Annotated in this window: 12 protein-coding genes; 7 read left to right on the top strand and 5 right to left on the bottom strand. The window is 70.4% G+C overall.

The window, feature by feature from the left end:
- The first annotated feature begins 50 nt into the window (after positions 1-50).
- The 4 genes from ACU6XJ_RS01990 to ACU6XJ_RS01975 all read left to right on the top strand — a co-directional run bounded on the left by ACU6XJ_RS01990 (position 51) and on the right by ACU6XJ_RS01975 (position 2,509).
- Complete coding sequence (locus tag ACU6XJ_RS01990; RefSeq protein WP_476306233.1) at positions 51-935, top strand: methylenetetrahydrofolate reductase; 885 nt, start codon at positions 51-53, stop codon at positions 933-935.
- On the top strand, positions 928-1,521 hold the full coding sequence (locus ACU6XJ_RS01985; protein WP_476306231.1) for a CDP-alcohol phosphatidyltransferase family protein: 594 nt from the start codon (positions 928-930) through the stop codon (positions 1,519-1,521). The genes ACU6XJ_RS01990 and ACU6XJ_RS01985 overlap by 8 nt, the downstream gene beginning before the upstream one ends.
- 199 nt (positions 1,522-1,720) lie before the next feature.
- Complete coding sequence (locus ACU6XJ_RS01980; RefSeq protein ID WP_476306230.1) at positions 1,721-2,272, top strand: STAS domain-containing protein; 552 nt, start codon at positions 1,721-1,723, stop codon at positions 2,270-2,272.
- A 69-nt stretch (positions 2,273-2,341) separates the two neighbouring features.
- Positions 2,342-2,509 (top strand): hypothetical protein, encoded by a 168-nt coding sequence (locus ACU6XJ_RS01975; protein ID WP_476306229.1) that lies wholly within the window; start codon positions 2,342-2,344, stop codon positions 2,507-2,509.
- A gap of 140 nt (positions 2,510-2,649) precedes the next feature.
- Here ACU6XJ_RS01975 and ACU6XJ_RS01970 read toward each other — a convergent pair whose 3' ends face one another.
- From ACU6XJ_RS01970 to ACU6XJ_RS01960, 3 genes are read right to left on the bottom strand one after another with little or no spacing between them, the layout of a single operon-like run.
- Positions 2,650-3,765, bottom strand: coding sequence for a glycosyltransferase family 2 protein (locus ACU6XJ_RS01970; RefSeq protein ID WP_476306227.1), 1,116 nt, complete (start codon positions 3,763-3,765; stop codon positions 2,650-2,652).
- Entirely contained in the window at positions 3,762-4,445 is a 684-nt protein-coding gene (locus ACU6XJ_RS01965) for a DUF3153 domain-containing protein (protein ID WP_476306226.1), read from the bottom strand. Before ACU6XJ_RS01965 ends, ACU6XJ_RS01970 begins: the two co-directional genes overlap by 4 nt.
- 4 nt (positions 4,446-4,449) lie before the next feature.
- A complete protein-coding gene (locus tag ACU6XJ_RS01960) occupies positions 4,450-5,274 on the bottom strand; it encodes a carotenoid biosynthesis protein (protein ID WP_476306224.1) in 825 nt (274 codons plus the stop codon).
- A gap of 77 nt (positions 5,275-5,351) precedes the next feature.
- Between ACU6XJ_RS01960 and ACU6XJ_RS01955 the strand changes: the two genes are divergently transcribed.
- Positions 5,352-7,034: a DUF885 domain-containing protein gene (locus ACU6XJ_RS01955; RefSeq protein WP_476306222.1), complete on the top strand. Its 1,683-nt coding sequence runs from the start codon at positions 5,352-5,354 to the stop codon at positions 7,032-7,034.
- 52 nt (positions 7,035-7,086) lie between these two features.
- Here ACU6XJ_RS01955 and ACU6XJ_RS01950 read toward each other — a convergent pair whose 3' ends face one another.
- Positions 7,087-7,626, bottom strand: coding sequence for a GNAT family N-acetyltransferase (locus ACU6XJ_RS01950; protein ID WP_476313761.1), 540 nt, complete (start codon positions 7,624-7,626; stop codon positions 7,087-7,089).
- A 328-nt stretch (positions 7,627-7,954) separates the two neighbouring features.
- On the opposite strand from ACU6XJ_RS01950, the gene ACU6XJ_RS01945 reads away from it, so the two are divergent.
- On the top strand, positions 7,955-8,377 hold the full coding sequence (locus ACU6XJ_RS01945; RefSeq protein ID WP_476306221.1) for an SAV_6107 family HEPN domain-containing protein: 423 nt from the start codon (positions 7,955-7,957) through the stop codon (positions 8,375-8,377).
- A 3-nt stretch (positions 8,378-8,380) separates the two neighbouring features.
- On the top strand, positions 8,381-9,163 hold the full coding sequence (locus ACU6XJ_RS01940) for a maleylpyruvate isomerase family mycothiol-dependent enzyme (protein WP_476306220.1): 783 nt from the start codon (positions 8,381-8,383) through the stop codon (positions 9,161-9,163).
- A 381-nt stretch (positions 9,164-9,544) separates the two neighbouring features.
- On the opposite strand, the gene ACU6XJ_RS01935 is transcribed toward ACU6XJ_RS01940, so the two are convergent.
- Positions 9,545-14,185, bottom strand: coding sequence for an ATP-dependent helicase (locus ACU6XJ_RS01935; protein WP_476306217.1), 4,641 nt, complete (start codon positions 14,183-14,185; stop codon positions 9,545-9,547).
- Positions 14,186-14,227: the final 42 nt, after the last annotated feature.

Raw genomic sequence — 14,227 nt, 5'->3', positions numbered from 1 at the left:
GTAACCTCACAGTGGACCGTGCCGAGATCACCCCTCGCTACCCTGTACTCATGGTTTCGGTGGTGGAACGCCTGAGTACCGACCGGCCGGTGTTCTCAGTGGAGTTCCTGTCTCCCCGTGACGCGGCGGATGAGCAGGTGCTCTGGCGTGCCGTGCGCGACTTGGAGCGCATGGACCCGGCATTCGTCTCGGTCACCTATGGCGCGGGTGGCTCCACCCGGGACCTCACCATCCGCACGACCGGCCGGATAGCGCAGGAAACCACCCTGGTGGCGATGGCGCATTTGACCGGCGTCAACCACACGATTTCCGAGCTGCGCAACATGATCGGCTGGTATGCCGCACTCGGCATTTCCAACATTCTCGCGCTCCGCGGTGATCCTCCCGGCGATCCCATGGGCGAATGGATTCCGCACCCCGAGGGCATCACCTACGCCGAGGAACTCGTGCACCTGGTCCGCGAGCTGGGCGACTTCTGTATCGGCGTGGCCGCTTTCCCCTATGGCCACCCCCGCTCGACGGACCTGGACATCGACACGCGGCACCTGGTGCGGAAGTTCCAGGCGGGCGCCGACTTCGCCATCGGCCAGCTGTTCTTCACCGCCGAGGACTTCCTCCGTTTGCGGGATCGGGTCGCCGCCCGCGGCTGCGACGCGCCGATCCTGCCCGGCATCATGCCGCTGGTCTCGCCGCGCACGCTGGCCAAGACGATCGAACTGTCCGGGGCCGAGGCGCCTGCGGCAATTCGCGACCGGCTGGATCCGCTGGCGCAGGACACCAAAGCGTTCCGCGCTGAGGGCATCGACATCGCCACTGAGCTGTGCGAACGCCTGATCGCCGAGGGCGTGACCAATCTGCACTTCTACACGATGAACCGGGCCAAGGCCACGCGTGAGGTCGTCACCAGGCTCAACCTGGCACCGGTGCGTGCCTGAGCATTCGGGCTGGCGGGAGCAGCATCACGGCATCGACCCCGGTTCGGTCCCGCTGCTGCGTGGATGGCTGCGGCTGATCTCGGTGTTGGCTCGACCGCTCGTTCGGCTGCGCGTGGCGCCGGATGCCATCACCGCAGCGGGCGTCGTGCTCGCGCTCCTGGCTCCCGTCGCGGGCGGAGTCCCCGCCGTGTTGTTGGTGATCGCCTCCGCGGTCGCCGACGGTCTGGACGGTGCGGTCGCGGTCGCGACCGGGCGGGTGAGCGCGTACGGCCGCGTGGTCGACTCGATCGCCGACCGGATCGCCGAACTCGCTTGGTTCGCCGCACTCGGGCTGGCCGGGGTTCCGTGGTGGATGTGCGCGGTGCTCGCGGTGGGCAGCGTGGCGATCGAGGGATGGCGCGCGGTGATCGGCGGTTTCGGGCGCCTCACCGTTTGGGAGCGGCCTAGCCGATGCGTGCTGACCTGCATCGGGGTGCTCGCCCCGGTGATCGCGCCCAGGCACGCCGAGTGGATGGGTCCGGTGACCGGCGCGGTCGGAATTACGTTACTTCTGCTCGCCTGCGCGCAATTGCTCCGCAGTCGGTGAGTACTCATTTTTAGTCAAGATTCAAAAGGGCTGCCAGTCTCTAGTGGGGCTATGCCGCCGTATGGATATGTTTTCCGATGAGTATTGTCGATATGCGTTGCTGTGCTTAGGTTTGACGACGCGCACCGGAGATCACGACTCATGTCCTGTTTGTCCCGGTCAAACTGTAAAAAATTTCAAATAGCTTACGAGGAGCACGATGTGCGCACAGGTGCTGTCACTGGTGGTGAAGAGGGAAACTCTTTGCCCCGATCCCGATGACCTGGAACTGCTCGACACCGAACCCCTGCACCTGACCACATCGCGGCACGGGAACACCGTGATCATCGCCGCCGACGGTGAACTCGACCTGATCACCGTGCCCAAGCTGCTCACCTTGCTGCTGCGGCAGCACAGCCCCCGCCGTCCATCCCTGGTACTGGACCTGCGTGGGCTGACCGCGTTGTCCGAGCGCGGACTCGCGTTGGCCATGGAAGTCGCCTGGCAGGTGGCGGGCCCTGGCAACGTCCGACTCGTGCGTGCCATGTCCTCGGTCGACTGCGTGATCGCAAGCTCCTCCACCGACCTGAATCTGCAGATCTTCGACGACGTGCCCGACGCGCTGCTCGACGACGAGACGGCTCTGCTTGGCGACGTGATCGCGTCCCGGAACAGCCCCGCCGTGGGTGCGTCAACGCGACTGCCCGCCCGACAGCGCTCTGCCACCCAGACCGGGCGCCACCTGCACCGAGTGGCACCCACGCCCCGCTGACCGATGTGAAGGGCCGGCAGTCGGCCCTGCCGCTGAAGGCCGCAGTTTCGTCCGGGGCATGTGCGGGGTGTGCTGGTTCTGGCCAGGCTGGCCTGGTCCGGCCCAGCCGGTGAGACTCACTGTTGCCGCACCGACTTCCGCACCCTCGTCGTCAGCGGCGACTCCTGGCCGGACGACACGCAGGTCTTCAGCTTGGTGGCGCACGCGCCCGTGCCTCGCCACACCCGGCTGACCTGAGGTATCCGACTCCGGTGTCACGAAAGGGAGCGTCGCGGCGGACCGATGGGCAGCTGGCGATGCGTGAGACGAGGCTTGGCACTCTGCGATAGCCCGGCGATCCACCGCGTACAGGCTGCTCGGTCGGTGCGTGGCCGCCGTCAGCGGATGGGCCGACCCTTCCAGGTCAGCGCTCCGCGTCGGTGGTTCACCTGCGACTCGACCAGCAGCGCGCCGAAGGCGAGCACCGACAGCGGATGCGCGAACGCGTCGGGGCATGTCCGCTCGCCGCCGACCGAGGCCGAGACCCAGCGTGAGGCAACCGCGGCCAGGTAACCCGCGATGCCTACCGCCCGCAGCCTGCCGCGACCGAGCAGCGCCGCGGCGGGCGGCAGCAGATAGGTCAGCGCGAGCACGGCGAACACCGCGGCGGCACCCATGGGTGAGCCGAAGGCCGCCCAGAGGCCCTTGCCGTGCCCGGCCCGCAGCGCATGTGCGTCCTCGTACATCCGGCAGCGGGCCAGGCTCGACCCGTCCACCGGCCCACCGCGACCGCCGTTGCGCTTGAGTGCCCAGAGCAGCGCCAAGTCCTCCAGCACCGCCTCGGCCACCACAGCGTGACCGCCCATCGCGCGGTAAGCCGCGCCCCGCAGCACCAGGAACTGACCGTTGGCCGCGGCCAACGCAGGCCGCGGGGACCGTTCGGCCAGCCGCAGCGGCAACGTGGTCATCCACGACCACTGTTGCAGCGGCTGAACCAGCCGTTCGGCCACCGAGCAGGCCAGTTGGCGAGGCCAGGGGCTCACCAGGTCCAGTCCGCTGCGGTGCAGCAGTTCCACGGCGGCGGCGATGGCGTGCCGCGACAGCCGGACGTCGGCGTCGAGGAACACCAGCACCTCGGCGTTCGGCACCAGGTCGGCCATGGCCTGGCAGGCGGCGGGTTTGCCCAACCAACCCCGGACAAGTCGGCCGTCGCCGCGTACCAGGCGGAACCGGCGATCAGCGCCGATCGCCTCGCGCGCCACGGTAAAGGTGTTGTCGGTTGAGTCGTCGTCGTAAATGATCACCTCCATCTCGGGTACGTGGATCTGAGCTCGCAGGTCATGGAGAAGGGATGCGATACGCGTTGCCTCGTCACGTGCCGGAACAAGGACCGCCACCCGGTCCCGGCAGATCGGCGGATTCGTCAGAGGGCGTCGCAAGAACTGCCTATTCACCAGTGCGTTGATCGTTCCCGCGGTCGCCAGCGCGCTACCGATGAGTACCGGGAGTTTCACTCTGCTGCGCCTGCGCGACGACTGCGTTTATGTGCGGACAGCGCCAGTACACCGACGAGGACAGCTACTCCACCCGCCATGGCGAAGACCAACAACAGCCACCCTACCCAAGATCGTCCGGCTGTGCCTGCGTATTCGGCGGTGGCGGCCAGTTCGGTCACCTGACCGGGTTTGGGTTCCCAGCTGACGGTGCCACCGTCGTCCGAGCCGTTGGTCGAGGTGATCTCGCCGGGAAAGCTGATCTTGATCTTCACGTCGGTGCGGTCCGCGGGCATGCCGGTCAGGTCGACCGAGCCCTCGACCACCACGAGTTCGCCGCTGCGCCGCAGCAACAGCTTGTAGCGGGTCTGGGTGTTGCCGGTGCTGTTGGACAACTGCCGCAGTTCCTCGAAGTTCAGCCCGTTGAAGATCAGCCGCGAGCCGACCTGCTTGTCCTCCTTGTACGGCTCGACCCGCACCCGGCTCTTCAGCTCCGGCGGAACCTGAAGCCGCGGACCGGGGTCGTCGTCGCGGGTGGCGCGCATGGAGATCACGACGTCGCCGGAGACGCGGTCGTCCTCCGACACCGCCATGGCCGCGCGCACCCGCAGGCATCCGGTCAGCGAGAGTCCGGTGAACAGCAGGAGGGCGACGAGCAGCAGCGTCCGCCACCGCCGACGAGAGGGAACCGTAGGGTGCACCCGATCATCGTGCCAGGTCGGTGCCGGGTGCGCGGGAGCGACATTTCGCATCTGCGCTCTTCACCCCGTCCGGGCGAGTGATGATCCGCCACAACACCGCCGAACCGAGTACTCCCATACCCGCGAAGCCGTAGCCCGCGGAGAACGGCATGCCGAGAAAAACCAGTTGGGCGCAGGCATTGCCCAGCCAACTCCAGCAGTACAGCGCGATCGGCATGACGGGACGCCCGTCGCGGCGCCGGTCCAGCAATGCCAGACAGCAGCACATGACCAGCGCGACGCCGAGCCAGCCGAGGTAGTTGCCGAGGGGGATGCCCGGCAGACCCGGCAGCGCCGGTGTCGCCGCCTGCCAGCGCCAGTGGCCTTCGGCAACCATGAGCGGGTCCAGGTACAGGTCCCAGCCCGCCAGCCCCGTCGCCGCCAGCGGCACCGCCGCGGTTCGGCCCGCCACCCGGCGGGCCGCGCACCAGGCCGGATAGGCGCCCATCGTCCAGGCCGCGCCGATCAGCAGCGGCACCCCGCCCACACTCGGTCCGAGCCGGTCGCCGTAGACGTAGTCACCGAAGGGGAATCCGCTGGCGGTGCCCAGCAGTTCGACGGCGACGCCGCCGACCGAGGTCACCGCCAACACCGCCGCCGCCCATCCCGGGCCGCCGGTCGCGGCCGCGTGCAGCAGGCAGGCCGCCGCCAGCAGCAGCACCGTGCCGACCGTCAGCACATCCCGCGCTGAGCCCGACGCCAGCGGGAACGCGACCTGGCCCAGCACACCCGCCGCGGCGGCGCAGTAAGCCGGTCGGAGCAGCGTGGGAACGGTATAGGCGGGGGTCACTTTCGCTCGCTTAGGAAAAGCTGTGAAGGAGTCAAATCAGGATGGCATTGTCCCCCCGACCCGTTAGCCTGCCGTCCATGGCATCCACGAGCACAGGGGTTCACGCGATCTGTGACACCTTCGTCGACGATCTTGTGGCTCACGATCCCAATCTGGCCACCTACCTCGGCGTACCTGGTCAGGAGACCGAGCTGACCGGCTATTCGCCGGAATGGCACCAGAGCCGCGCGGAACTGTCGGCGAAGGCGGTGCGGGACCTGGAGTCCACACCGGCCGCCGACGACACCGAGCAGATCGGCAAGGACGTGTTCCTCGAACGGGTGGGACTCGACCTCGAAATCCACGAGGCAGGCCTGGATGCCGCCGCCCTCAACGTCATCGCCTCGCCCATTCAGGAACTGCGCCAGATTTTCGATCTGATGCCGACCGAGACGCCGGAGCACTGGGCGCACATCGCGGGCAGGCTCGCCGCGATGCCCGCTGCGGTCGCGGCGCTGGAAAGCTCGTTGCGGCACGCCGCGAGCCGGGGCAACGTGGCCGCGATCCGGCAGGTCGCCAAGGTCGCCAAGCAATGCGAGGTCTGGTCGGGACAGAGCGGTGACTCGCCGTTCTTCGAGCGGCTGATCGCGGGCGCCGAGGGCGCGTCGGAGACGCTGCGGGCCGAACTGGCCGCAGGCGCCGCCGCGGCCGCGGGCGCCTACGCCGACTTCGCCCGGTTCCTGCGCGAGGAACTCGCCCCGAAGGCGCCGGAGAAGGACGCCGTCGGTGCCGAGCGGTACCAGCTGTGGTCGCGGTACTTCCTGGGTGCCAAGCTCGACCTGCGTGAGGCCTACGACTGGGGCTGGCAGGAGTACCTGTCGCTGGAGGCCGAGATCAAGCGCGTGGGTGCGCGGATCAAGCCCGACGCGCCGCTGTCGGAGGTCGCCAAGGCCCTCGACGCCGACCCCCGCTACCACGTGCGCGGCCGGAAGGCGTTCGAAGAGTGGATGCAGCAGCTGTCGGACAAGGCGCTGCTGGAACTGCGCGGCACGCACTTCGACATCCCCGACGAGCTGATGGCGTTGGAGTGCAAGGTCGCGCCGCCCGGCGGCGGGGTCGGCGCCTACTACACCCCGCCCGCGGAGGACTTCTCCCGGCCGGGCCAGATGTGGTGGTCGGTGCTGGCCGACAAGGAGCTTTTCTCCACCTGGCGCGAGGTCACCACCGTCTACCACGAGGGTGTGCCGGGGCATCACCTGCAGATCGCCACAGCGGTGCACCAGTCGCAGCGGCTGAACAAGTTCCAGCGCCTGCTGTGCTTCGTCTCCGGTCACGGTGAGGGCTGGGCGCTCTACGCCGAGCGCCTCATGCGCGAGCTGGGCTACCTGGAGGACGACGGCGAGCTGCTGGGCATGCTGGACGCGCAGCTGTTCCGCGCTGCCCGCGTGGTGGTCGACATCGGCATGCACCTGGAGTTGGAGATCCCGCGCGGCACCGGGTTCCACGAGGGGGAGCGGTGGACTCCGGAGCTGGGGCTGGAGTTCATGCTGACCAGGACGATCACCCAGGAGGACCACGTCCGCGACGAGATCGACCGCTACCTCGGCTGGCCGGGGCAGGCGCCCTCCTACAAGCTGGGCGAGCGGCTGTGGTTGCGGGCGCGGGACGAGGCCACCCGGCGGCACGGTGCTGACTTCGACCTCCAGCGTTTCCACACCGACGCGCTGCGCATGGGCACGATGGGTCTCGAAGCGCTGCAAACCCACCTGGCCAGGCTGTAGAAAACCCGTTCCCGCACTGTGGCGTCGGCTTCGGTCGGCGCCACAGCTGTGTTCAGGAGACGGGGAGATGGCGTCCCAGCACCGCGAACGGGCGGGGGTCGCCGGTGAACTGGTAGTGGCGCAGCACGTCGGTGAAGCCGGTGCGGCGGTAGAGCCGCCAGGCGCGGCTGGTGCCCTCCGGGGTGGAGAGCAGGACGTTGCGGTTGGGCACGCCGTCCAGCAGGCCCCGCAGCAGCTGCTCGCCCAGACCGGCGCCCTGGGCCTTCGGGTGGACGTGCAGTTCGGTCAGCTCGAAGTAGTCGTCCATCCAGCGCCGCACCGCGGGCTGCCCCAGCGTGATCGCCAGACCGCGTTTGACCTGCTCGTGCCACCACTGTCCGGTGGCGCCGCGGTAGCCGTAGGCGATGCCGACCAGTGTTCCGTGCGGGTCGATGGCGGCCATGCAGCGCCAGCCGTCGCGCAGCATGTGCGCCAGCCACATCGGGGCGCGCTGCTGCGCGGTGTTCCGGGGGTAGCGCATCGCGGTGACGTACAGGTTCAGCGCCTCGTCCAGTCGATGCCGCAGCTGCTCCGCGGTGAGGTTGACGATCAGCCGTCCCGGATCCGCCGGTTCGTACCGATCTGAGGACTGGTGCGCTGAGCTCACCGGTTCATAAGACCATGGCGGGCAAGCATGGCGGCATCCGGCCGATGGGTTCGAGATCATCGAACATGCATTCGAAACCGCCTTGAACTCGACCCCACGGCACGCTAACCTGAAGTTGTTCGAACAGCTGTTCGATCACATTGTTCGGACGACTGTTTCGGACACGAGCCCGGTGGTGGGGCGGGGGAAGCGCCCCGCTGCCGGGCCCCGCCGGCTTCCCCTCGGCGGCGTCGTCGACGCAACGCGCACGACACCGATAACCAGGAGGCTGGTCATGACCGCCACGCTGCCGATTCAACTTCGCTTTCCGACGTTCGACCCGCCACGCCCGATGCCGCCGGTGGCCGCGTTGGGATTGCTGGAGCAGGCCAAGCGCTGCCTGCGCCAGGCCGAGTACGCCTCGTCGCCCGTCGACCGTTTCTGCGGTGCCTACCTCGCCGCGATGCGGGCGGCGGCCGCGGTGCTGGCGGCCAAGGCGGAGCCGCGCCGGAGCGGCAGGCCCACCAGCGTGTGGGTGCTGCTGACCTCGGTGTGCCCGCCGCTGCGGGAGTGGGCGAGTTTCTTCGCCTCCTGCTCGACGCGGCGTGCCGCCGCGCAGGCGGGGGTCACGCGGCTGATCTCGACGCGGGACGGCGACGACCTGGTCCGTCAGGCGGGCCATTTCGTGTCCATCGTCGAGCGGCTGCTGAAGGGCTAGACGATGGGGAAGGCACTGACCGAGTACGCACAGCTGCTGGAGGCGGTCGGGTTCGAGGCCGAACTGCTCGCCGAGGCGGTCCATCCCGCCCGGTACGAGTTACCGGTCCCGTCCTGTCCCGGGCTGACCGTCGGGGAGACGGTCCGTCACCTGGGCAGCGTCTACCGGGTGGCCACCGAGTGGATGCGTGAAGGCGAGCGACCGGAGGACTGGCTGCGCAGCCCCGCCGACGGCGACCTGACCAGCTACCTGCTCAGCGGATTGGAGGGATTGATCGTCACTTTGGCCGCAGCCGAACCGGACACGGACTGCGGAACGTGGTGGCCGGAGGACCGCACCTTCGGCTTCTGGCGCCGCAGGATGGCGCACGAGACGACGGTGCACCGCATCGACGTCCAGTCCGCGATCGGTCTGGAGGTCGCGCCGGTCACGCCGGAGTTCGCCGTCGACGGCGTCGACGAGGTCCTGCAGTTGTGGCTGGGCTACCGGCTGCACACCCTGGGCGTGAAGGGAACCAGGCGTGCGGTGGTCGGCATCAGCACCGGCGGCCACCACTGGCTGGCCAAGATCGCGGGCAGCGACAGCAAGGAGGCAGGCCCGCCCGCCGTCGTCACCCGCCTGGCGTCGGACGCGGGCCTGGCCACCGCCGAAGCCGTGGTCACCGGCGACCCCCAGCAGGTCTACCTGTGGCTATGGGGCCGCGTCCCCACCCACGCCGTCAACGCCAGCGGCAGCCTCGACGCGGTAGCGCAGCTGTGGGCGCTGCTCCGCCTCGCCACCAAGTGAGGCGTTCAGCGACCAAAGCCTCCTCTGCGCCACTGCGCAATCGATGCCCGAGGGGTCGGAACCTGAGACGTGCGCGCATGCCGCCAGCCGCCGAGATCAACATCTATGGCGGTGCCACCCGGCTTCCCGCCGAAGGGGCACCGACGAGGACGCCCGCGGACCCGCCGACGTCGAAACCGCAGCCGCGCAGCCGCAGGCGGCCTGCCGCCGAGATCGATATCGACGTGGCGACCCAGCCCGTACAGGCGACGCGCGCTGGGCACCAGAGGCGCGCTGTGGATGATGCGGGACCGCCAGCCCGGAGCCGACGCTGACGGCGGTGCCACGCGGCTTCTCGCCCGCGAGGCCATCGACCCCCGCGGATCCGGCGACGCCGGAATCTCACGCGCGCAGGCGCAGGCCCTTGGGGGTGGGGCGGAAACCGGCGGTGGTGAGGATCTCGGTGAGCGGCGAGTGCAGGGCGGCGCCGCCATCGGCTCGCTGCACCGCGAGTTGCCCCAGCCAGCCATCGCGGACGGCCTGGGCGAGGGCGCCTGCCGCGGCGCGCAGGGGCTGTTCGTCTTCGGTGAAGGACAACAGCGAACGACCGCCGCGTTCCACGTAGAAGACGGGGACACCGTCGACCAGGACAACCAAGGCGCCCGCCTTGCGGCCGGGGCGGTGCTTGACGTCGCCGATCGGGGCGGGCCAGGGCAGGGCGGCGCCGTAGGGCTGAGCTGGGTCGGCGGCCGCCAGCACCGTGGTGACGGCCTCGGCGTGGGGATCGACCAGCGCCGCGCGGGACAGCGCGCGCAGCCGGTCCACGGCGCCCCGGACCGCGAACTGGGCGGCGCCCAGGCCTTCGACGACGTAGCCGCGCACGATGCGCCCGGATTCCTCCATCGCGCGCAACACCCGATACACCGCCGAGAAGCCGCCGGTGACCTGCTCGGTGTCCAGCGCGCCCCTGGTCAGCACCCCGTGGCGTTCCAGGAACGCCTCGGCCCTGGCGTGGGCGCGCCGGGTGGGGTCCGCCTCCCGCGCCACCGTCAGCGACCAGCGTCCCGCCACCGTCGGCGGACCGGTCCTGGACGGCATCGCCTGCCGCGCCGGGCGGGCACGCAGACTCGCGTAGCGGCCGCGGGGAGCGGCCCGCCGTGGCTTGTGGGCCGCGCCCTTGCCGGACACCAACGCCCGCACCGGGGCGAGGGTGTCGTTGCCGACCAGACCCGCCCACACCAGGTCCCACAGGGCCGCGGTCACGGCGGCATCGTCGGGCGCGGGCTCACCCGCCGCGATCAGCGTGCCGCCCGCGCGGTCGGCAAGCTGGCGGAAGAACAACGCCCCACCGTCCAAAGCGGACAGCACGGCCTGATGCAGCGGCGAGTCGGGCGGGTCGGCGGCGACGTCGGGAAGCAGCAGGTCCGCGACGTCCGACGGGGCCAAGGCGAGCCAGCCGTCGCCGCCCGCCAGTGTGCCGCAGCCGGTCCAGGTGACCTCGCCGGTGCTGGTCAGCTCGTCCAGCAGGGCGGGGGAGTAGCCGGGCAGCCGCGCCGGGAGGATCAGCGACTCCAAAGCGCTGGCAGGCAGCGGTGCGCCCGCCAACTGCTCCACGGCGGACAGCACGTCGTCGGCGGTCGGCGCGGTGCGCAGACGCCGGGAGACGCCGTGCCAAGCGGGTAGGAACCGGCCGAGCGCCGCGGGCTCCACCGGTTCCACCTCGGAACGCAGCTTGGCCAGCGACGCCCGCCGCAGCCGCCGCAACACCTCGGCGTCGCAGTACTCCAGGTGCGAACCGCCCTCGGCGGTGTCGCCGCCCTCCGGGATGGGCCTCAGCTCGCCGCGGATCAGTCGCCCGGCCGCGGCCATCCTGTCCAGCACGCCGGTCACCACGGCGACACCCAGACCGAAGCGGTGTGCGGCGGTGGCCGCGGTGAACGGCCCGTGTGTCCTGGCGTATCGGCCGAGCAGGTCACCGACCGGATCGGCGACCGGTTCGGTGAACACCTCCGGCACACCCACCGGCAGCGCCGCGCCAAGCGCGTCCCGCACCCGCCCCGCATCCTCGATCGCCAGGTACCGCTCGTCGCCCGCGATGCGAACCTTGATGACGCGGCGGGCGGTGACGAGCTCCTCCAACCACTCCGGCTGGATTCCGCGTTGCCGCGCCTCGTCCACGCCGAGGTCGCCGAGGAAACGCAGGAAGTCGGCGGCGTCCTCCGCCGAGCGCGCCGCGCGGTCGGGCGTGAGCCGCTGGAGCGTGGCTTCCAGGTCGGCCAGTGCGGCCGGGTCGAGCAGTTCCCGGACGGCCTCCGAGCCGAGCAGTTCGGCCAGCAGCGCGGTGTCCAGGGACAGGGCCGCGGCGCGGCGTTCGGCCAGCGGCGCGTCGCCTTCGTAGAGGAACATGCCGACGTAGCCGAACAACAGGCTGCGGGCGAACGGTGAGGGCGTGCTCGTCTGGACCTCGACGACCCTGGTCTTGCGGGCTGCCACCGAGGACATGATCTCCCGCAGACCGGGGATGTCGTAGACGTCCTGCAGGCACTCCCGCATCGCCTCCAGCACAATCGGGAACTGTTCGTACTGCGCGGCGACCGTCAGCAACTGCGCCGCGCGTTGACGCTGCTGCCACAGCGGGGAGCGCCGCCGCGGGTCGCGGCGGGGCAGCAGCAGCGCGCGGGCGGCGCATTCCCGGAACCGGGCGGCGAACAACGCCGAGTTCGCCAGTTCCGAGACCACGATGCTCTCCACCTCGTCGGCGTCGAGCAGCACGTCCTCCGCGGTCGGCACAACCTCCTCGCCGCGCTCGTCCACGGCGTCGGGCAGCCGCAACACGATGCCGTCGTCGGCGCTGGCCGCGCTGACCTCCACCCCGCGGCGTTCCCGCATCCTGGCCGCGATGGCCAGCGCCCACGGGCCGTTGACCTGCGCGCCGAACGGCGAGTGCACGACCAGCCGCCAGTCGCCGAGTTCGTCGCGGAACCGCTCGACCAGCACCGTGCGGTCATCGGGCAGGTGCCGGGTCGCCTCCCGCTGCTCCTCCACATAGGACATCAGGTTGTCAACGGCCCACTGGTCGAGACCCGTTTCGGCCAGCCGTTTCCGCGCGGTGTCACCGTCGGCGGCGGCCAGTTCGCGGACGAACGCGCCGATGGCCCGGCCCAGCTCCAGCGGGCGGCCCGGCGAGTCGCCCTTCCAGAACGGCATCCTGGCGGGTTGGCCGGGGGCGGGCACCGCGATCACGCGGTCGTGGGTGATGTCCTGCACCCGCCAGGTCGAGGTGCCGAGCAGGAAGGTGTCGCCGACCCTGGACTCGTAGACCATCTCCTCGTCGAGTTCGCCGACGCGGGAGCCGCGGGAGCCGTCCTCGCCGCCGGGCGTCATCACGGTGAACAGGCCGCGGTCGGGGATCGTGCCGCCGGAGGTCACGGCCAGGCGTTGCGCGCTCGGCCTGCCGCGCAGTTCACCGGTGATGCGGTCCCAGATGATCCTGGGCCGCAGCTCGCCGAACTCCTCGCTCGGATAGCGGCCCGCCAGCATGTCCAGGGTGGCGTGCAAGGCCGATTCGGGCAGGCCCGCGAACGGCGCGGCCCGCCGGACCAGCGCGGCCAGCTCGGTGACCGTCCAGGGCTCCATGGCGACCATGGCCACGATCTGCTGCGCCAGCACGTCCAGCGGATTGCGGGGATAGCGGATCGACTCGATCGCGCCCGCTGCCATCCGCTCGGCGACCACCGCGCAGGCCAGCAGGTCGCCGCGGAACTTGGGGAAGACCACACCGCGGGACACCGCGCCTACCTGGTGCCCGGCCCGGCCGATGCGTTGCAGGCCGGAGGCCACGCTGGGCGGCGCCTCCACCTGCACGACGAGGTCGACCGCGCCCATGTCGATGCCCAGCTCCAGTGAGGAGGTGGCCACCACGCAGGGCAGCTGCCCGGTCTTGAGCTGCTCCTCCACCAGCGTCCGCTGCTCGCGGGACATCGAGCCGTGGTGCGCCTTGGCCACCAGCGGGGGTGCCCCGGTCGCCACTCCGGACTCGCCGATTGCCTCCGCGGGGAACTTGGTGGCCAGCTCGCCGAGGTTCAACTCGTCCTGTTCGGCGACGATCTCGTTCAGGCGGGCCGTCAGCCGTTCGGCCAGGCGCCGCGAGTTGGCGAACACGATCGTGGAGCGGTGCTGCCGGACCAGCTCCAGCACCCGCTGCTCGACGGCGGGCCAGATGGAGGGCCGCCGGTCGCTGCTTGCCCGCAGTTCCAGTTCGCCGTCGGTGACGGGCTGGGTCGGCTCGCCCAGCGCCGACAGGTCCGGCACCGGCACCTCGACCCGCACCTCGACGGTCTTCGGGGTGGCAGGCTTGACCACCTCGACCTCTCGGCCGCCCGCCAGGAACGCGGAAATCTCCTCCACCGGCCGCACCGTCGCGGACAGGCCGATGCGCTGGGCCGGTGCCGCCAGCAGGGCGTCGAGGCGCTCCAGCGACAGCGCCAGGTGGGCACCGCGTTTGGTGCCCGCGACTGCGTGCACCTCGTCCAGGATCACCGTGTGCACTCCGCGCAGCGAGTCCCGCGCGGCGGAGGTGAGCAGCAGGAACAGCGACTCCGGGGTGGTGACCAGCACATCCGGCGGGGTGCGGCCGAAGGCCCTGCGCTGCTCGGCGGGGGTGTCGCCGGTGCGCATGCCGACCTCGATGGACGGCTCGGGCAGGTCGAGGCGGTGGGTGGCTTGCCGGATGCCCGTCAGTGGGGCCCGCAGGTTGCGTTCGACGTCCACAGCAAGCGCCTTGAGTGGCGACACATACAGCACGCGGCAGCGTTTGCGGGGCTCTTCCGGCGGCGGGTCGGTGGCCAGCCGGTCCAGTGCCCAGAGGAACGCCGCCAGCGTCTTTCCCGAGCCGGTCGGGGCGATGACCAGCGTGTTCCTCCGCGCGGCGATGGCGGACCAGGCGCCTTCCTGGGCCGCGGTGGGCGCCTGGAAGGCGCCGGTGAACCACGCTCTGGTCGCGGGCGAGAACGCCGTGAGCGCGGAGTCGGGAGAGCTGGTCACGTTGCCATCATGCTGGTCAGGTCCGACATTTTCGCGCCAAGC

This window comes from Actinorectispora metalli (assembly GCF_056323685.1).
Note: the sequence above shows the minus strand (reverse complement) of the source record. Positions and strands in the feature narration are given on the sequence as shown.